The sequence below is a fragment of the Herbidospora daliensis genome (genome assembly GCF_001570585.1).
In the GTDB taxonomy this organism is placed as follows: Bacteria; Actinomycetota; Actinomycetes; order Streptosporangiales; family Streptosporangiaceae; genus Herbidospora; species Herbidospora daliensis.
This window is the reverse complement of record NZ_BBXF01000007.1, coordinates 18553-37255: the sequence shown is the minus strand read 5'-3', so window position 1 is coordinate 37255 and position 18703 is coordinate 18553. Positions and strand designations below refer to the sequence as shown.

The 18703-nt window shown below is 70.0% G+C and carries 19 protein-coding genes and 1 riboswitch; of the genes, 8 read left to right on the top strand and 11 right to left on the bottom strand.

Annotated elements, in window-relative coordinates; genetic code table 11:
• The first annotated feature begins 8 nt into the window (after window positions 1–8).
• The gene (locus AW274_RS30945; protein WP_062439636.1) at window positions 9–1649 is read left to right on the top strand and encodes a DNA repair helicase XPB; all 1641 of its coding nucleotides are present in this window, start codon (window positions 9–11) and stop codon (window positions 1647–1649) included.
• Window positions 1650–1893: 244 nt separating this feature from the next.
• On the opposite strand, the gene AW274_RS30940 is transcribed toward AW274_RS30945, so the two are convergent.
• Window positions 1894–2205, bottom strand: coding sequence for a hypothetical protein (locus AW274_RS30940; protein ID WP_062439633.1), 312 nt, complete (start codon window positions 2203–2205; stop codon window positions 1894–1896).
• 124 nt (window positions 2206–2329) lie between these two features.
• Here AW274_RS30940 and AW274_RS30935 point away from each other — a divergent pair, with 124 nt between their 5' ends.
• Both AW274_RS30935 and AW274_RS30930 read left to right on the top strand, forming a co-directional pair.
• Window positions 2330–4321: a HelD family protein gene (locus AW274_RS30935; protein ID WP_062439628.1), complete on the top strand. Its 1992-nt coding sequence runs from the start codon at window positions 2330–2332 to the stop codon at window positions 4319–4321.
• Complete coding sequence (locus AW274_RS30930) at window positions 4318–4725, top strand: GNAT family N-acetyltransferase (protein WP_062439625.1); 408 nt, start codon at window positions 4318–4320, stop codon at window positions 4723–4725. The genes AW274_RS30935 and AW274_RS30930 overlap by 4 nt, the downstream gene beginning before the upstream one ends.
• A 64-nt stretch (window positions 4726–4789) precedes the next feature.
• On the opposite strand, the gene groL is transcribed toward AW274_RS30930, so the two are convergent.
• From groL to AW274_RS30905, 5 genes are all read right to left on the bottom strand, one after another.
• On the bottom strand, window positions 4790–6421 hold the full coding sequence (gene groL / locus AW274_RS30925; RefSeq protein ID WP_030452167.1) for a chaperonin GroEL: 1632 nt from the start codon (window positions 6419–6421) through the stop codon (window positions 4790–4792).
• A 336-nt stretch (window positions 6422–6757) separates the two neighbouring features.
• On the bottom strand, window positions 6758–6958 hold the full coding sequence (locus AW274_RS30920; protein ID WP_030452168.1) for a cold-shock protein: 201 nt from the start codon (window positions 6956–6958) through the stop codon (window positions 6758–6760).
• Window positions 6959–7282: 324 nt separating this feature from the next.
• Entirely contained in the window at window positions 7283–7558 is a 276-nt protein-coding gene (locus AW274_RS30915) for a MoaD/ThiS family protein (RefSeq protein WP_062338680.1), read from the bottom strand.
• Between the two features lie 28 nt (window positions 7559–7586).
• Window positions 7587–8852, bottom strand: a complete 1266-nt coding sequence (thrC, locus tag AW274_RS30910; RefSeq protein WP_062439622.1) for a threonine synthase — start codon at window positions 8850–8852, stop codon at window positions 7587–7589.
• Window positions 8846–8984: riboswitch (SAM riboswitch) on the bottom strand. It overlaps the preceding gene by 7 nt.
• 57 nt (window positions 8985–9041) lie before the next feature.
• Window positions 9042–9602 (bottom strand): RNA polymerase sigma factor, encoded by a 561-nt coding sequence (locus AW274_RS30905; RefSeq protein WP_062439620.1) that lies wholly within the window; start codon window positions 9600–9602, stop codon window positions 9042–9044.
• A 96-nt stretch (window positions 9603–9698) separates the two neighbouring features.
• On the opposite strand from AW274_RS30905, the gene AW274_RS30900 reads away from it, so the two are divergent.
• Complete coding sequence (locus AW274_RS30900) at window positions 9699–11123, top strand: alpha,alpha-trehalose-phosphate synthase (UDP-forming) (RefSeq protein ID WP_083975185.1); 1425 nt, start codon at window positions 9699–9701, stop codon at window positions 11121–11123.
• Between the two features lie 47 nt (window positions 11124–11170).
• Window positions 11171–12325 carry an MFS transporter gene (locus AW274_RS30895; protein ID WP_198169501.1) on the top strand — a complete coding sequence of 385 codons (1155 nt, stop codon included), beginning with the start codon at window positions 11171–11173 and terminating at the stop codon, window positions 12323–12325.
• Here the strand turns inward: AW274_RS30895 and AW274_RS30890 are convergent.
• From AW274_RS30890 to AW274_RS30880, 3 genes are all read right to left on the bottom strand, one after another.
• Window positions 12303–12899 (bottom strand): hypothetical protein, encoded by a 597-nt coding sequence (locus AW274_RS30890; protein WP_062439610.1) that lies wholly within the window; start codon window positions 12897–12899, stop codon window positions 12303–12305. The two genes, AW274_RS30895 and AW274_RS30890, sit on opposite strands and share 23 nt — an antisense overlap.
• A 10-nt stretch (window positions 12900–12909) precedes the next feature.
• Window positions 12910–13731, bottom strand: a complete 822-nt coding sequence (gene otsB / locus AW274_RS30885; RefSeq protein WP_062439607.1) for a trehalose-phosphatase — start codon at window positions 13729–13731, stop codon at window positions 12910–12912.
• A 70-nt stretch (window positions 13732–13801) separates the two neighbouring features.
• Window positions 13802–14041 carry a DUF3263 domain-containing protein gene (locus AW274_RS30880; protein WP_062439604.1) on the bottom strand — a complete coding sequence of 80 codons (240 nt, stop codon included), beginning with the start codon at window positions 14039–14041 and terminating at the stop codon, window positions 13802–13804.
• A gap of 55 nt (window positions 14042–14096) precedes the next feature.
• Here AW274_RS30880 and AW274_RS30875 point away from each other — a divergent pair, with 55 nt between their 5' ends.
• The 3 genes from AW274_RS30875 to AW274_RS30865 all read left to right on the top strand — a co-directional run bounded on the left by AW274_RS30875 (window position 14097) and on the right by AW274_RS30865 (window position 16575).
• On the top strand, window positions 14097–14909 hold the full coding sequence (locus AW274_RS30875) for an SAM hydrolase/SAM-dependent halogenase family protein (protein ID WP_232320527.1): 813 nt from the start codon (window positions 14097–14099) through the stop codon (window positions 14907–14909).
• A gap of 67 nt (window positions 14910–14976) precedes the next feature.
• Window positions 14977–16110: a S8 family serine peptidase gene (locus tag AW274_RS30870; RefSeq protein WP_062439598.1), complete on the top strand. Its 1134-nt coding sequence runs from the start codon at window positions 14977–14979 to the stop codon at window positions 16108–16110.
• A 138-nt stretch (window positions 16111–16248) separates the two neighbouring features.
• A complete protein-coding gene (locus tag AW274_RS30865; protein ID WP_062439594.1) occupies window positions 16249–16575 on the top strand; it encodes a hypothetical protein in 327 nt (108 codons plus the stop codon).
• Between the two features lie 74 nt (window positions 16576–16649).
• Here the strand turns inward: AW274_RS30865 and AW274_RS30860 are convergent, their stop codons facing one another.
• A complete protein-coding gene (locus AW274_RS30860) occupies window positions 16650–17666 on the bottom strand; it encodes an ABC transporter ATP-binding protein (RefSeq protein ID WP_062439592.1) in 1017 nt (338 codons plus the stop codon).
• Window positions 17650–18696: an ABC transporter ATP-binding protein gene (locus AW274_RS30855; protein ID WP_062439589.1), complete on the bottom strand. Its 1047-nt coding sequence runs from the start codon at window positions 18694–18696 to the stop codon at window positions 17650–17652. The genes AW274_RS30860 and AW274_RS30855 overlap by 17 nt, the downstream gene beginning before the upstream one ends.
• Window positions 18697–18703 lie beyond the last annotated feature (7 nt).

Sequence of the window (18703 nt, the reverse complement as noted above, 5' to 3'; positions counted from 1 at the left end):
CTCCACCCGTGAACGACGGGCCGCTCATCGTCCAGTCCGACAAGACCCTGCTGCTGGAAGTCGACCACGAGCGCGCCGACGAGTGCCGACGGGCCATCGCGCCGTTCGCCGAGCTCGAGCGCGCGCCGGAGCACGTCCACACCTACCGCATCACCCCGCTCGCCCTCTGGAACGCGCGGGCCGCCGGGCACGACGCCGAGCAGGTGATCGACGCCCTGATCGGGTTCAGCCGCTACCCCGTCCCCCACGCGCTGCTGGTCGACGTCGCCGAGACGATGGCGCGTTACGGGCGGCTGCGGCTGGAGAAGCATCCCGTCCACGGGCTCGTGCTGACCAGCACCGACCGGGCGGTGCTCGAAGAGGTGCTGCGCGCCAAGAAGGTGCAGCCGATGATCGGCGAGCGGCTCGGCGGCGACTCGGTGGCCGTCCACCCGAGCGAGCGCGGCAACATCAAGCAGATGCTGCTGAAGCTCGGCTGGCCGGCCGAAGACCTGGCCGGCTACGTCGACGGCGAGGCCCACCCGATCGCCCTGACCGAGGAGGGCTGGTCGCTGCGGCCCTACCAGAAGGAGGCCGCCGACGCGTTCTGGCACGGCGGCTCGGGCGTGGTCGTGCTGCCCTGCGGCGCGGGCAAGACGATCGTCGGCGCGGCGGCGATGGCCCACGCCCAGGCGACGACGCTGATCCTGGTCACGAACACGGTGAGCGTCCACCAGTGGAAGACCGAGCTGATCAAGCGCACCAGCCTGACCGAAGACGAGATCGGCGAGTACACCGGGACCAAGAAGGAGATCCGCCCGGTCACCATCGCCACCTACCAGGTGATGACCGCCAAGCGCGGCGGCGTCTACCGGCATCTGGAGCTGTTCGACGCGCGCGACTGGGGTCTGGTCGTGTACGACGAGGTCCACCTCCTGCCCGCCCCCATCTTCCGGATGACGGCCGACCTCCAGGCACGCCGCCGGGTGGGCCTGACGGCCACGCTGGTGCGCGAAGACGGCCGCGAGGGCGACGTGTTCTCCCTCATCGGCCCGAAGCGCTACGACGCGCCCTGGAAGGAGATGGAGAACCAGGGCTACATCGCCCCGGCCGACTGCGTCGAGGTACGCGTGACGCTCCGCGACGACGAACGGCTCGCCTACGCGATGGCCGACACCGACGAGCGCTACCGCTTCGCCGCCACGACCCCGTCGAAGCTGCGCGTCACCGAGGCGCTGGTGAAGAAGCACGCCGGCGAGCAGGTCCTGGTCATCGGGCAGTACATCGACCAGCTCGACGAACTCGGCGAGCACCTGAACGCGCCGGTCATCAAGGGCGAGACCAAGGTGAAGGAGCGCGAGCGGCTGTTCCAGGCGTTCCGCGACAAGGAGCTGCAGGTCCTCGTCGTGTCGAAGGTGGCGAACTTCTCGATCGACCTGCCCGAGGCGGCGGTCGCCATCCAGGTGTCGGGCACCTTCGGCTCGCGCCAGGAGGAGGCGCAGCGCCTCGGCCGGGTGCTCCGGCCGAAGGCCGACGGCGGGGGCGCGCGGTTCTACTCGATCGTCAGCCGCGACACCGTCGACCAGGACTTCGCGGCCCACCGGCAGCGCTTCCTGGCCGAGCAGGGCTACGCCTACCAGATCATCGACGCCGACGACGTCCTGACGTAAATAAAAGACCCGGCGGGACAACTCCCGCCGGGTCTACTTAGAAAACATACTTAAGTCCACGAAATTCCGTAGGCCCGAGACAACCTCATCACCCCCTCGTGCCCTTGGCCCCCACAGCCAAAGATGGCATCAACGCCCAGGTTCGGGCATACCCCCATTGTCCTGGGCAATCACCTAATTTGCCGCGCTTTTCTAGGGCTTTTCCCATACCGATTGATTAAGACTTCGGAGGGTATTCGCGAGATTACTGCGCGACCAGACCTCCGACGAATAGTACGCCTTCCGCCGCCATCCAGGCGGCGATTGCGTACACGAGAAGACGGGCGCGCCACGTCAGCCACGCGCCGATCGTGAGCGCCGTCGCGACGACCGCGAAAAGCGACGAGACGGCCGTCACGAGGGCCATGCGGCCGCCGCAGTCGTCGGCCGGTTCGCCGCTGGCGCAGAACGCCTCCAGACCCCAGCCCGCGTACACGGAAAGCCCCCACAATGCGGCGAGCAGCAGCATGACGGCGGCGGGCAGCGCGGGCGGGAGCGGGATCGGGCCACGGAACACCTCTGCCCTCCTACCCAGCCACGACGTGAGTCAGTCGGCCCATAAACCTTTTGGCCTGGCCTCGGCGGACGACTAAGCTGGCCGGTTCGCCCACCCGAACCACTCCGGCAGGAGGCACTCCGTCATGCCCCAGCACACCCTCGCCCCCGACATACCCCCGGCCGACGACCTCGCGGAGGAACGGCGGCACCTCGACGAGTCGCGGGCGGCCCTGCGCGCCATGCGGGAGCACGCGCAGTCGTTGTCGTCGGACATGGCCGGAGACTGGGTCTCGCAGCAGGTGCTCCAGGGGCTGCTCGACCAGCGGGTCGCGGCGCTCGCCGACCACCCCGACACCCCGCTGTTCTTCGGCCGCCTCGACCGCGACGCCGACGACGACCTCCCGCCGCTCCTGTACGTCGGCCGCCGGCACGTGCACGACGGCGGCGGCCGGGCGCTCGTCATCGACTGGCGTGCCCCCGTCTCGCGGGCGTTCTACCAGGCCAGCCCGGCCGAGCCGATGGGCGTCGACCGGCGCCGGCGGTTCGGCTACCAGGGCGGCGAGCTCACCGCGTTCGAAGACGAGGACCTGGCCCACGGCGGCGACCTCGGCCCCTCGCGCATCCTGACCGACGAGATCGAGCGCCCGCGCACCGGCCCCATGCGCGACATCGTGGCGACGATCCAGCCCGACCAGGACGAGATCGTGCGCGCCGACCTCGGCGTCACCGTGTGCGTGCAGGGGGCGCCGGGCACGGGGAAGACCGCGGTGGGCCTGCACCGCGCGGCTTATCTGCTGTTCACCCATCGCGAGAAATTGTCTCGCGCCGGCGTGATGATCGTGGGCCCTAACCGCGCCTTCCTGTCGTACATCTCCTCGGTGCTGCCCGCGCTCGGCGAGGTGAAGGTCGACCAGACGACCGTGGCGGGCATCCTGGGCGACCACGCCCACCCCGAGGAACCGGCCGTCTCGGCGGTCAAGGGCGACGCGCGGATGGCCCGGGTGCTGACGCGCGCCCTGTGGCTCCACGTGGTGAAGCCGGTCGAAGGGGTGCTGGTCACCAAGGGGGCCAACCGCTACCGCGTGGCCGACCACGAGGTGCGCGAGACCGTGGCGTCGCTGCGCGGCACCACCCGCTACAACCCCGGCCGGGCGACGCTGGCGCAGCGGCTGGCGCACCAGGTGCTCGTCCAGATGGAACGGCGCGGGGAGTCCCCCGACGACCGCGTGCAGGACGCCGTGGCGCGCTCGAAGCCGGTCAAGGCCGTGGTCGACCAGGTCTGGCCGAAGCTGACGCCCGAGCAGGTGCTCTTCCGGCTGCTCTCCGACGCGGCGTTCCTGGCCAGGGCCGCCAAAGACGACCTGACCCCTGAGGAACAGGCCGCTCTTCTCTGGACGAAGCCCTACAAGTCCCACCGGAGCGCGAAGTGGAGCGGCGCCGACGGAGCGCTGCTCGACGAGCTCGCCGACCTGATGGACCGCACCCCCTCCCACGGCCACCTCGTGGTCGACGAGGCGCAGGACCTGTCGGAGATGCAGTTGCGCGCCCTCGGCCGCCGCTGCCGCACCGGTTCGGCGACCATCCTGGGCGACCTCGCGCAGGGCACCACGCCGTGGTCGGCCCGCTCGTGGACCACCGTGCTGCGGCATCTCGGCTTCGCCGAGGGTCTGGTGACGGAACTGACCCTCGGCTTCCGCGTCCCGCGCGAGGTGCTCGACTTCGCCGCCCGCCTGCTGCCCGGCATCGCCCCCGAACTGGCCGCGCCGCGCTCGCTGCGCCCGGGTGCGGGATCCCTGAGGCTGGTGGAGACCTCCGATGTCATCGGAGGCGTGAGAGACGCCGTGAGCGCCGCGGGCGAGGGTTCGGTGGGCGTCATCGTCCGCGACGCCGACGCGGAGACGTTCGCGACCGCGCTCGGCGCGCCCGTGCTGGGCCCCGACGGCGACGGCGCGAAGGTGCTCGTCGTCCCGGCCGGCCTCGCCAAGGGCCTGGAGTACGACCACGTCGTCGTGGTGGAACCCGCCGACATCGTCGAGGCCGAACCGCGGGGCACCGCCCGCCTCTACGTCGTCCTGACCCGAGCCGTCACCACCCTGACCGTGGTGCATGCCAAGCCGCTCCCGGAGGCCCTGTGATCCGCCCCGCCACCCTGGCCGACGTCGACACGATCCTGAAGTTCTGGGTCGCCGCCGCCGAGGGCACCGACCGCCACGACGACCCCGCGAAGGTGGTCGCGCTCATCGAACGCGACCCCGAGGCCCTGCTCGTGTACGAAGTCGACGGCGCCGTCGCGGGCACGGTCATCGCGGGCTGGGACGGCTGGCGCGCCCACCTCTACCGGCTCGCCGTCGCACCCGAGCACCGCCGCACGGGCATCGCGAGAAAGCTCATCGCCGCCGCCGAGGAGCGATTCAAGGCGTTCGGCGCGTTCCGCGTCGACGCGATGGTCCTGCACGACAACACCGACGCCCACCCCGCGTGGGCGGCGACGGGATACGTCATGCAGGAACAGTGGGGCCGCTGGGTGCGGCACTTCTGACGTACCGGAGAACAGAAGAAGGCGGCCCCGGAAGGGACCGCCTCATCTGTTGAACGGGATGGACTTAGAAGTCCATGTCCCCGCCGCCGGGCATGCCGCCGCCCGCGGGAGCCGGGTTCTTCTCCGGCTTCTCGGCGATGACGGCCTCGGTGGTGAGGAACAGGGCCGCGATCGACGCGGCGTTCTGCAGCGCGGAGCGCGTCACCTTCGCCGGGTCGATGATGCCCGAGTCGAACATGTTGACGTACTCGCCGGTCGCGGCGTTGAGGCCCTCACCCGGGGTCAGGTTGCGGACCTTCTCCACCACGACGCCGCCCTCGAGGCCGGCGTTGACGGCGATCTGCTTCAGGGGCTCCTCGAGCGCCTTCTTCACGATCGCGGCGCCGGTCGCCTCGTCGCCCGACAGCTCCAGCTTGTCGAACGCCTTGGCCGAAGCCTGCAGCAGGGCCACGCCACCGCCGGGGACGATGCCCTCTTCGACGGCCGCCTTCGCGTTGCGGACGGCGTCTTCGATGCGGTGCTTGCGCTCCTTGAGCTCGACCTCGGTGGCCGCGCCCGCCTTGATGACGGCGACGCCGCCGGCGAGCTTGGCGAGGCGCTCCTGGAGCTTCTCGCGGTCGTAGTCGGAGTCGGTGTTGTCGATCTCGGCGCGGATCTGGTTGACCCGGCCCGCGATCGCCTCGGCGTCACCGGCGCCGTCGACGATGGTGGTCTCGTCCTTGGTGACGACGACCTTGCGGGCGCGGCCGAGCTGGTCGAGCGTGGTCGACTCGAGCTTGAGGCCGATCTCCTCGGAGATGACCTGGCCGCCGGCCAGCGTGGCGATGTCGCCCAGCATTGCCTTGCGGCGGTCGCCGAAGCCGGGGGCCTTGACGGCCACCGAGCGGAACAGGCCGCGGATCTTGTTCACGACCAGGGTCGCCAGGGCCTCGCCCTCGACGTCCTCGGCGATGATCAGCAGCGGCTTGCCGGCCTGCACGACCTTGTCGAGCAGCGGCAGCAGGTCCTTGTTGGCGGAGATCTTCGAGTTGACGACGAGGATGTAGGGGTCCTCCAGGACCGCCTCCATGCGCTCGGGGTCGGTCACGAAGTAACCCGAGTTGTAGCCCTTGTCGAAGCGCATACCCTCGGTGAGCTCGAGCTCGAGCCCGAAGGCGTTGCTCTCCTCGACGGTGATGACGCCTTCCTTGCCGACCTTGTCCATCGCCTCGGCGATGAGCTCGCCGATCTCGACGTCACCGGCGGAGATCGAGGCGGTGGAGGCGATCTGCTCCTTGGTCTCGACGTCCTTCGCGAGCTTGGAAAGCTCCTCGCTGACGCGCTCGACGGCGGCCTCGATGCCCTTCTTCAGGGACATCGGGTTGGCGCCGGCGGCGACGTTGCGCAGACCCTCGCGCACCAGCGCCTGGGCGAGCACGGTGGCGGTGGTGGTGCCGTCACCCGCGACGTCGTCGGTCTTCTTCGCGACTTCCTTGACGAGCTCGGCCCCGATCTTCTCCCACGGGTCTTCGAGCTCGATCTCCTTGGCGATCGAGACACCGTCGTTGGTGATGGTGGGGGCGCCCCACTTCTTCTCCAGCACGACGTTTCGGCCCTTGGGGCCGAGGGTCACCTTGACGGCGTCGGCGAGCTGGTTCATGCCGCGCTCGAGACCGCGCCGGGCGTCCTCGTCAAACGCGATCATCTTGGCTGCCATAAGGCTGGACCTCCCAGTAGCAGGGTGGCTTCGAAAAAGAGGGACCGAGCCGACGCCCGCGACGGCAAGGCCCGCACACCCTTGGCAGGCCCCATCGCCTCGATCCGTATTGGTTGGCACTCCCGGCCGGGGAGTGCCAACCAACTGTTTAGCACTCTACCTACGCGAGTGCAAGCCGGAGAGCGAGAGGGGCAGGTCAGGCGGGGCGGCAGCAGAAACCCGGCCCGCAGGCTGCGGGCCGGGTTCCAGGTCGCTGGGGTGGTGGGGTTGGTTACAGCCGAACCGTTCGCGGCCGCTCACGCGGATGGGGCCGAAAAGGTTCGCGGTCTGAGGGGATCAGACGGTCCGGACAGCCTCCGCCTGCGGGCCCTTCTGTCCCTGCGTGATGTCGAACTCCACACGCTGGCCCTGCTCGAGGGCCTTGTAGCCGTCCATCATGATTGCCGAGTAATGGACGAAAACGTCCTTACCACCGTCTACCGCGATGAAGCCGTAGCCCTTGTCCGCGTTAAACCATTTGACGGTGCCCTGCGCCACTTTCCGACTCCTCTTGCTGGGCCTGGCAACGGACCCGCCCATTCCACCGCTGGTCCGTGACCTTTCGTGCCGTTCTCCCCGGCTACGTCGATCGTTCTCGACCATACACATGCCAAGGCGTGGGACAACAGAGTCAATCGGCCCCTGACTTGTTGTCGTTCGCCCAAAGCGAGAGGGCTTCTTTTTCGGTTAGTGATTGGTTGGTTGAGAATTGCACCATATGCCATGGCACTCATTAAGCTTCGATAACGATAGAAGTGCAGGTAAACATAGAAACACCCACGCACTGTAGGAGTACGTGGGTGCGGGAAAGGCTGCGGAAGGTCACCCTCCGGCTACGGCCGGGATCACCGAAATCTGTACGCCCGCCGGGGTTGGAGTGTCCAAACCTTCGGAGAATCGGACGTCCTCTTCTCCGACGTAGACGTTGACAAAACGTCGCACCTTGCCCGATTCGTCGAGGATCCTGGCCCCGATGCCGGGGTAGTCGGCGTCGAGTTTCTCGAACACCTCGCGCAGCGTCGCCCCTTCGCCGGCCACCTCGGCCGCGCCTCCGGTGTACGTCCGCAGAATCGTCGGAATCCGCACGGAAACACTCATTGTTGGCCCTCCTTGACGAACAGTTAGATTAGTTGGCGAAAGCCGTGCGGAACGCGTCGAGAGACGGCCGGATGACGGCCGTCGGACGGGCCTCCGACTGGACGGCGTCGAGGGTCTTGAGCCCCTCGCCGGTGTTGAGGACCACCGTGGTCGCGTCGGGGTCGATCACCCCGGCCTCCGTCAGCTTGCGCAGCACGCCGACCGTCACGCCGCCCGCGGTCTCGGCGAACACGCCCTCGGTCCGGGCCAGCAGGCGGATCGCGGCGACGATCTCGGGGTCGGTGACGTCTTCGACGGCCCCGCCGGTCCGCCGGGCGATGTCGAGCACGTAGGGCCCGTCGGCCGGGTTGCCGATGGCCAGCGACTTGGCGATCGTGTCGGGCTTCACCGGGCGCACGACGTCGTGCCCGGCCTTGTACGCCGCCGACACCGGCGAGCAGCCCTCGGCCTGCGCCCCGAAGATCTTGTAGGGGGTGTCCTCCACCAGCCCGAGCGCGATGAGCTCCTTGAAGCCCTTGTCGATCTTGGTGAGCTGGGAGCCCGAGGCGATCGGGATGACGATCTGCTCGGGGATGCGCCACCCGAGCTGCTCGGCGATCTCGTACGCCAGCGTCTTGGAGCCCTCGGCGTAGTAGGGCCGCAGGTTCACGTTGACGAAGCCCCACTTCTCGCCCAGCGGGTCGCCGATGAGCTCGGAGCAGAAGCGGTTGACCTCGTCGTAGGAGCCCTCGATGCCCACAAGCTTGCCGCCGTAGACGCTGGCGACGACGATCTTGGCCTCTTCGAGGTTCGACGGGATGAACACGCACGAGTCGAGCCCGGCCCGCGCGGCGGCGGCGCCGACGGCGCCGGCCAGGTTGCCGGTCGAGGAGCAGGAAAGCGTGGTGAACCCGAAGTTGCGGGCCGCCTCGACCGCGATCGACACGACGCGGTCCTTGAACGAGTGGGTCGGGTTGCCCGAGTCGTCCTTCACGTAGAGGTCGCGCAGCCCGAGCTCGGCGCCGAGGTTGCCGGCGTGGTGGAGCTTGGTCCAGCCGGGCTGGAGGTTGGGCTTGTCGGCGACGTTCGCCGGGACGGGCAGCAGGGCCTTGTAACGCCAGATGTTGGCCGGACCGGCGGCGATGTCCTCGCGGGTCACGGTTCCGAAGTCGTACGCCACCTCAAGTGGCCCGAAACAGTCCTGACAGGCGAAGATCGGACCGAGGTCGTAACGGGCGCCACACTCGCGGCAGGAGAGGGCGACGGCGGGTCCGAAATCGTGCTGAAGCGCCATGAAGCGAGGCCTTTCCCTCATCTTCGCCTGCGACCGCCTTGATCACAGACCGGAATTGGCACCTGTTCCGACCGGCCCCGCCACGTAGCGAGTTGAGTCGGAATGGTTGCCGGGGCTTCGCAGGGCCGGTCCCTCCACCCCTCTGGATGAGCAAATATTCAGTTGTCCTGAAAACTGTACCCCGGGCTCCTCAGAGTCCGAATCGGCATCTCACCTACCGAGATAGCCGTCGCCGAGCGACGCCTGGATGTGCTTCCTGGCCTGGTGGATGCGGCTCTTGGCGGTGCCGAGGGGGATGCCGAGCTGCGCGGCGATGTCGGAGTAGTCGAGCTGGACGATGTCGCACAACACCAGCGCGCGGGCCAGGTCGGGCTTCTCGGCCTCCAGCGCCTCGATCGCGTCGAGCAGGTCGAGGCGGGCGCCGGCGATCACGCTGACCCGGTGGGGATCGGGCCGCTGCTCGGCCAGGTCGTCGCTCGACTGCTCGGCCGCACGCCGCTTGAGCGTGCGGTAGGTGGTGCGGGCGCAGTTGGCGGTCACGATGTGGAGCCAGGTGGAGAACCGGGAGCGCCCCTCGAAGCGGCCGATGTTGCGGGCCACCGCGAGCAGGGTGTCCTGACAGGCCTCTTCGGCGTCTTGGCGGTAGGGAAGCAGGCGTTCGCAGTGACGCAGCACGTCGGGTTCGACGCGGCGCAGCAGTTCGCCGAGGGCGACGTGGTCGCCGGTGGCCGCGGTGCGGGCCAGTTCCTCGGTGGTCTCGTCAAGCGGCATTGACTGCCCCGATTCTTCGGCGGCCGGGGGTTTCCTGACATCCTATTGCCGACGACATCTTTTCTTAGTCCTCCGGCCATCTGGGGTGTGCCCACCGTGAGTTCAACGCTGATCGCCTCCAACCGCGGGCCCGTCTCGTTCATCCTCTCGGATGACGGCGCGCTGACGATGCGGAGAGGCGGCGGCGGGCTGGTGTCCGGATTGTCAGACGTCGCCCGGGGCGACGACCACCTGTGGATCTGCGCCGCGCTCTCCGACGGCGACCGCAGCGCGGTCAGGCTCGCCCCCGAGGGCCGCATCGACCGCGCGGGCTACGACACCGGCCCGGTACGCATGCTCGACATCCCCCCGGCCGTCTTCCACCGGGCCTACAACGCGGTCGCCAACTCCACCCTGTGGTTCGTCAGCCACCTGCTCTACAACACCCCGTTCGCGCCCACCTTCGACACCCGGTTCCACCGCGAGTGGGAGTCCTACCGCGAGTACAACGGCGCGTTCGCGCTGGCCCTGGCAGAAGAGGCGGCCCACGGCGCGAAGGTGATGATCCAGGACTACCACCTGACGCTGGCCCCGGCGATGCTCCGCGTCGACCGGCCCGACCTGCGGGTGGCCCACTTCTCCCACACGCCGTGGGCGCCGCCCGAATACTTCTCGCTGCTGCCCGACGGCATCGCGGCCGAGATCCTGCAGGGCGTGCTGGGGGCCGACCACGCGGGGTTCCTGACCGACCGGTGGGCGGCGGCGTTCATGGACTGCTGCGAGGCGGTGCTCGACGCCCGGGTCGACCGCGCGGCGAAGACGGTGGAGTTCGACGGCCGCCTCACCCGGATCGGCGTGCACGCGCTCGGCGTCGACGGCGACGCGCTGGTGGCCCGCGCGTTCGAGCCCGACGTCGAGTCGCACATGCTGGCCATCAAGGAGCAGGTGGGCGACCGGCGGCTGATCGTGCGCATCGACCGGACCGAGTTGTCGAAGAACATCGTGCGCGGCATGCTCGCCTACCGCGAGTTCCTGGCCGAGCATCCCGAGTGGCACGGCAAGGTCGTCCATCTGGCCTTCGCTTATCCCTCGCGCCACGACCTGCCCGAATACCGCGAATACACCGCGGCCGTGCAGCGCTGCGCCAAGGAGATCGAAGACGAGTACGCCACCGACGACTGGGACCCGCTGATCCTCAACATGCAGGACGACTATCCGCGCTCGCTGGCCGCCTACCGCATGGCCGACGTGCTGCTGGTGAACCCGATCCGCGACGGCATGAACCTGGTCGCCAAAGAGGGGCCGATCCTGTCGCCGCGCTGCGTGCTGGTGCTCTCGCGCGAGGCGGGCGCGGCGGCCGAACTCGGCCCCGACTCGCTCCTGGTCAACCCCTACGACGTCTCGGGCACCGCCGCCGCCCTGCACGAGGGCCTGGTCATGCCCGACAAGGAACGGGCCGAACGCTGCACGCGGCTGCGCCGGGCGGCCACCGCGATGCCCCCGGAAAGGTGGTTCGCCGACCAGTTGGCCGCCCTGACGTGACGTTGTACCGTTTCCCGATATAACGATCTATATCGGGGGAAATGCCGGTGTCCACGCCTGCGATCACGTTCACGAGGGACCGGCCCACCTGGTTCGTCTACCTGATGCTGGCGACCTTCGCCACCTACCTCTACGGCCTGTCGTCGGCGCTCCCCACGCTGCGCGCCGAACTCGAGGTCACCCAGGCGGTCGCCGGGCTCCACGGCACCGGCATGGCCGTCGGCAGCATCCTGACCGGCCTGTCGCTCCCCTGGCTGACCCGCCGTTACGGCCGCCGGTTCGCCGTCTGGGTCGGCATCGGCGGCATGAACGCCGGCGTGCTGCTCGTGGGCCTCGGCCCGACCCTGCCGTTCACGCTGGCTGGCTACACGATCGCGGGCGGCTTCGCCGCCATCGCCCTGTACGTCTCCATGGCCGCCCTCAGCGACCACCACGGCCCCGCCGGACCGGCGTCGATCAGCGAGGCCAACGCCGTCGGCGTGCTCGCGGGCATCTCGGCCACCTACGCGTTCAGCCTGCTGGCCGAGTCGGTGCTGGGCTGGCGGGCGGCCATGTTCATCCCGGTCGTGCTCACCGCCGTGCTCGCGCTCGCGATGGGCCGGGTCTGGTTCCCCGAGATCCCGGCCGAGCACGCCGCCCAGCGGTCGAAGCAGCCGTTCAGCTGGCGGTTCCACTTCGCCGGCGCGGTGCTGCTGTGCTGCGTCGCCACCGAGTTCACCTTCAACCTGTTCGCCGCCGAGTTGTTCTCCCAGCGCACCGGCCTGAGCCTGGCCGAGGCGGCCACCGGCCTGACCGCCATGCTCTGCGGCATCGCCGCCGGACGCTTCGCCGGGGCCGCGCTCACCCTGCGCTACCCGGTCTGGCAGGTGTTCCTCGGCACGATGGCCGTCACGGTCGCCGGCTGGGCGGTGTTCTGGTCCACCACCTCCGTGGCGGTCGGCTACGCCGGGCTGGCGATCAGCGGCGCCGGGATCGGCATGCTGTTCCCGCTGGGCCTGGCCCGGATGATCGAGACCTCGGGCGGGCGGCCCGACCAGGCCAGCGGGATCGCCTCGGTGTGGGCGGGGGTCGGCTCGGGCACCGGGCCGTTCGTGCTCGGCGCGCTCGGCGACGCCTTCGGCACCCACGCGGCGTTCCTGCTGGCCCCCGCGCTGCTCGGCCTCGCGGCCGGCGGCCTGCTCAGTTCCAGGTCGCAGTTCTGAGAATGGTCGCCAGGCCGGGCGTCTTCCACTGGTCGACGACCAGGATCTTCGACTTCGGCAGGTACCACTCGCGCTGGGTGAAGCTGCCCGCGTAGTTGTACTTGGGCGGCCCGTAGACGCAGTTGCCCGTCCACTCTCGGTAGTGGGCGTTGTGGCCGGCGCCGACGAGCTTGTAGCCCTTGACCACGGGCTTGGTCCGGAACGAGCTCATCCACAACTTCTTGTTGTAGACGCAGGGGCCGACGTCGGTCGCGGGGCTGTAGGGGCGGCTCGGGTCGTAGGGGTTGAAGGTCTCGTGCCCGACTCTGATCGCGGCCGGGCCGAACACCCAGAAGCTGCGGCAGCCCGAGTCGCGGTAGCCGAAGTCGCGGGTCCCGGCAGTGGCGCACGCCCCGGTGACCACGCGCGTGTAGTCCTTGGCGACCTTGTAGACCTTCCAGGTCGACGGGATCTTGATGGTCAGGCCGTTGCGCAGGTGGACCTGCTTGACGCCGGGAGCGGCGGCGGCCGGGGAGGAGACGAGCGCAGCCAGGGCCAGGCCGGCGGCGGCCGCCGCCAGGGTTCTGGAGATCATGGCGCCGACGCTACTGCTCGCGGCTTGCAATCGACTTGAGGAGCTGTTCGAGGAACGCGACGACGCCGTCGGGGCCGTCGACCACGACGTCGGCCTGTTCGGCCAGCGCGGTCACCTCGGCCGAACCGGAGCAGACCCGCAGGCCGGGGATGTTCACCGAGGCGACGGCCTCGAAGGCGGCCAGGTCGCCCAGGTCGTCGCCGACGAACATGACCGAGCGGGCCCGCTCGGCGATCAGCAGCTCCTTGAGCGCCTTGCCCTTGTCGACGCCGGGCCCGCGCAGCTCCAGCACCTTGCGGCCGGGCTCGACGACCAGCCCGTTCTCGGCCGCCAGCGCGACGAGCGGCGTCCGCAGCGCCTCCAGCACCGCGTCGGGGTCGGGGCAACCGCGGGTGTGGACGGCCAGCGCGCGTCCCTTGTCCTCGATCGTTACGCCCTCGTGGCCCGCCAGCAGGCCGGGCAGCGCGGCGCGGATCGTCGTCAGCCCGGCGGGCGGGGGCGGCGAGGTGATCTCCCCGCCCTCCCAGCGCTCGATGCCGTACTGCCCAAGGATGACCAGGCCCGGGACCTCGACCAGGTCGGGGCCGTCGGGGGTGTCGCCCAGGGCCAGGGCGGTGCCGGGCGGGCGGCCGGTGACCACGGCGATGCGGCGCACCACCTCGGCCAGGCGGATCAGGGCCGAGGGCGCGGCGGGGTGGATCCAGGCGGCGGAGGGGTCGGCCACGATCGGGGACAGGGTGCCGTCGAAGTCGAGGCCGATGACGGCGCCGCCCGGGTCGGTCACCATCGCCTCAAGACCGGCCCGGCCGCTTTCGGTCCGGACGTCCGGCATGTCCCCCACGTTTCGCCCCTTTCGTCGTGCGACGGTCACTCTGTCAATCGCAGGTTAACGCGATCTGAACTCAGGCTGACCGGCCGCGTCCCCGGCGCCGGGCGTCGCGACGCTCGCGCAGGCGGTTGACCAGCGCCGGATCGGCGGCGAGCGCCTCGGGGCGGTCGATCAGCCCGGCGAGCACCTGGTAGTAGCGGGTGGTGGACATGCCGAAGGTGTCCTTGATCGCCTGCTCCTTCGCGCCCGGATGACGCCACCAGCCGCCCTCGAACGCGAGGATGTCCCTGTCTTGAGGGGAGAGACCGTCCACACGGGCAATGCTAACTGTCGCCATTTTCCGGGGAGGCGACGTAATGTCACCAGGTGTGACGCCTGTTATCACTCTCCTGACCGACTACGGTCTCGAAGACGGGTTCGTGGCCGCGTGTCACGGCGTTATCGCCGGCATCGCCCCCGAAGCCCGGATCATCGACGTCGGCCATCTCGTCCCTGCGGGCGACGTCCGGCGCGGGGCCGCGATCCTCGCCCAGACGATCCCCTACCTGCCCCGCGGAGTGCACATCGCGGTGGTCGACCCGTCGGTGGGGTCGAGCACCCGCCGGGCGGTCGCGATCGAGGCGGGCGGGCGGGTGTTCGTGGGGCCCGACAACGGGGTGCTCTCGTGGGCGGTGCACGCCGTCGGCGGCGCGACCGCGGCCTACGAGCTGACCAACGAGGACGTCTGGCTGAAGCCCGTGTCCCGGACCTTCCACGGGCGTGACATCTTCTGCCCGGTCGCCGCCCACGTGGTGGCGGGCCGCGAGGTGGCCGGGCTGGGCACCCCGATCCCGCCGCGCGAGCTGGTGACGCTGCCCGAGCCGACCTCCCGGCTGCGCGACGGCGCGTGCGAGGGCGAGGTGCTCTCGGTCGACCGCCACGGCAACGTCCAGCTCTCCATCACCGCCGCCGACCTCGGCTTCCTCGGGGTGCGCGACGGCGACACCCTGGCCGTCTGGCTCGGCCGCCGGCAGCTGGCCATGCCCTACCGCGACACGTTCGCGGCGGTGCCGCCGGGCGATCTGGTGGCCTTCACCGACTCGGCCGGCCTGGTGGCCGTGGCCGTCAACGCCGGTGACGCCGCCCAGCGGCTGGGCCTGCCGCCGGGTGCGCATGTACGTCTCTCGCCCGCCCGGACATAACGCACTGTATTTGAATGTTCACGGAAAGGTCAGATTCGGCGGCGTGAGCGTGCCAGAATAGGCCGCCGTGACCTTCCTGGCCAAGCCGTTCCCGCTGCTTGCCGTGGTCTGCCTGCTCGCCGGATTCGTCGTCGCGCCGCCCGCGGTGGCCGACGATCCGGGGGCGGCGGCCCGGGAGCGGCAGTGGCCGTTGGAGGTCATGGGCGTACCGGCCGCGTGGGAGCTCAGCCGGGGCGAGGGCGTCACGGTGGCCGTCCTCGACACCGGCGTCGACGCCCGCCACCCCGACCTCGCCGGCGCGGTCGTCGAGGGTCCCGACCTGACGGGGGCCGGGACCGTCCACGCCGGCCATCACGGCACGTCGATGGCGAGCCTGATCGCCGGGCGCGGCCACGGGCCGGGCCGCGACCTCGGGGTGGTCGGGGTGGCCCCCCGCGCGACGGTGTTGTCGATCCGGGTGACCCTGGAGACTCACGACCCGGCCCGCACCGACCCGCACGTCGCCCGGCAGGTTCGGGGCGCGGTCGCCCGGGGCATCCGCTGGGCCGTCGACCACGGGGCCGACGTCGTCAGCATGTCGCTCGGCGGCGCCGGCGGCAGCTACGAGGGCAGCCCCGACGAGGCGGCGGCGGTCCGCTACGCCCTGTCGAAGGGCGTGGTCCTGGTGGCGGCGGCCGGCAACGACGGCGCGGGCGCCAACCGGCCCACCTATCCGGCCGCCTACCCGGGGGCGATCGCGGTCGGCGCGGTCGACCAGCGGCTCGGCCCGGCCCCGTTCTCCAACCGGCGCAACTACGTCTCGGTGACCGCCCCCGGCACCGGCATCGTCAGCGCCGACGCACGCGGCTCCTACGTGGTCGGCGACGGCACCAGTTCGGCCGCCGCGTTCGTGGCGGGCATCGCCGCACTGGTGCGGGCCCGCCATCCCGGCCTGGGCGTGAGCGACGTGCGGCGGGCGATCCTGCAGGGCGCGGTCTGGCACAACACGGGGCGGCGCGACGACGCCTTCGGGCACCGGGTGGCCAACGCGCGGCGGGCGCTGCTGGTGGCCGGCGCGCCCCGGCGGGCGACGATGGCGATGCGGCCGCGGCAGGCGAGCGTCGCGGGCCCGTCGGAATCTACCGGTTCGGGGCCGTTGATCTGGTCTGCCCTGTTACTCCTTGTCGCCGCGTTGGTGGCGAGGCTGGCGCTTCGCGCCTGACCATTGCGGCTTCCTTGCCGCTCCCTGACCGGATGGGGGGTCCTCCCCTTACGAAAGACCGGGTAGACATGTCTACGACTACACAGAGTAGTCATCCGCGTGCTCAGCCGCCCGGACATACCTCAGGGAGAAACACATATGATCCGCCGCATCGTCGTCACCTCGGCCGCCGCTGGTCTCGTCGTCGTCGCCCCCGCCAGCATGGCGCACGCCGACACGCCCGTCACCAACCTGCTGAACACGCAGTGCGTGTCGTCGCCCGAGCACCTCACTGGCCTCCCCGTGCTGGCCACCCTGCTCTCGCCGGTCTGTGGCCTGGTCAAGAGCCTGCCCGGCCTGGTCGGCCAGGTCGTCGGCGGCGCCACCAACGGCCTCCCGCTGCCGTCGCTGCCCTCGGTCCCGGGCCTCCCGGGCGTCGGCTCCGTCACCGGCCTGCTGCCGGTCAGCGCCGTGTCGGTCCGCTAGTTCTCGAGCACCACATGCGAAAAGGCCCCCGCCTGGATCCAGCGGGGGCCTTTCCCGTTACTGCGCGTAACCGACTACGAGGCGTGCACCACGTCGTGGGCCTCCGCGAAGTGGCAGGCGCTCTCGTGGTCCGTACCGGGACGGATCTGGAGCAGCGGCTCCTCGACGGCACAGATCTCCTGCGCCTTCCAGCACCGGGTCCGGAACCGGCACCCCGACGGCGGGTTGGCCGGCGACGGCGGGTCACCCTGCAGGATGATCCGCTCCCGTGACTCCCGGCCCTCCGGGTTGGGCACCGGCACCGCCGACAGCAGCGCCTGCGTGTAGGGGTGGCTCGGCTTGTCGTAGATCTGGGTGTCCTTGCCGATCTCGACGATCTTCCCCAGATACATCACCGCGACGCGGTCGGAGATGTGCCGCACCACCGACAGGTCGTGCGCGATGAAGATGTACGCCAGCCCGAACTCCGACTGCAGCCGCTCCAGCAGGTTGATGACCTGCGCCTGGATCGACACGTCGAGCGCGGAGACCGGCTCGTCGCAGATGATGATCTCGGGCTGCAGCGCCAGCCCCCGGGCGATGCCGATGCGCTGCCGCTGACCACCGGAGAACTGGTGGGGGTAGCGGTTGATGTGGTCGGGGTTGAGGCCGACCACCTCCAGCAGGTCCTGCACCTTCTTGCGGCGGTCGCCCTTCGGCGCCACCTCGGTGTGGATCTCGTAGGGCTCGCCGATGATGTCGCCGACCGTCATACGCGGGTTCAGCGACGTGTACGGGTCCTGCATCACCATCTGGATGTTGCGCCGGAACCGCTTCAGGTTGCTGCCCTTGTGGACGTCGACGAGCTCGCCGTTGACCTTGACCGACCCGGAGGTCGGCTTCTCCAGCGCCATCAGCAGCTTGGCCAGCGTCGACTTGCCGCAGCCCGACTCGCCGACCACGCCGAGGGTCTCGCCCCGGCGCAGGTCGAAGCTGACGCCGTCGACCGCCTTGATCGCGCCGATCTGGCGCTTCATGACGATGCCCTGCGTCAGCGGGAAGTGCTTGACCAGGTCGCGGACCTCGAGGATGGGGTCACCCTGCGGTGCCATCGAGGACCTCCCTCCAGTAGTGGCACGCGCTGCTGCGCGTACCGCTGATCTCGTGCAGCGCCGGGACGTCGGTGACGCAGTTGTCCTGGCGGAACGGGCAGCGGGGGTGGAAGGCACAACCCGTCGGCATGTCGAGCAGGTTGGGCGGCAGGCCCTTGATGGCGTACAGCTCCTGGCCCTTCATGTCGACCCGGGGGATCGACTCGAGCAGGCCCTTCGTGTACGGGTGCGCGGCGTTGCCGTAGATGTCGTGCACCGGGGCGTTCTCGACGATGCGGCCGCCGTACATGACCGCGATCTTGTCCGCGACGTCGGCGACGACGCCGAGGTCGTGGGTGATCAGGATCAGGCCCATGTTGCTCTCGCGCTGGAGCTCGGCCAGCAGCTCCATGATCTGGGCCTGCACGGTGACGTCCAGGGCGGTCGTCGGCTCGTCGGCGATCAGCACCTCGGGGTCCAGCGCGATCGACATCGCGATCATGATGCGCTGGCGCATGCCGCCGGAGAACTGGTGCGGGTAGTCGTTGACGCGCTGCCTGGCGGCCGGGATGCGGACCCGGTCCATCAGCTCGATCGCCTTGGCGTAGGCCGCCTTCTTCGACATGCCCTTGTGGACGCGGAACATCTCGGCGATCTGCCAGCCCACGGTGAAGACCGGGTTGAGCGCCGAGAGGGCGTCCTGGAAGATCATCGCGATCTGCTGGCCGCGGATCTGGCTGCGCTGGGCCTCCGACAGCTGGAGGAGGTCGGTCCCCCGGAAGCGGATCTCACCCTTGGGGATGCGCGCCGGCGGCATGTCGAGGATGCCCATGATGGCCTGGGCCGTCACCGACTTGCCGGAGCCCGACTCGCCCAGCACCGCGAGGGTCTCCCCGGCGTTGAGCGAGTAGGACACGCCGTTGACCGCGCGGGCCACGCCCTGCCGCGTGGTGAACTCCACGTGCAGGTTGTCGACCGCGAGCAGCGGCTCGGTGCCGATCGTGCCGCTGTCGGCCGGAAGCAGGTGCGTGTCGACGGACGGGTTCTTCATGTACGCC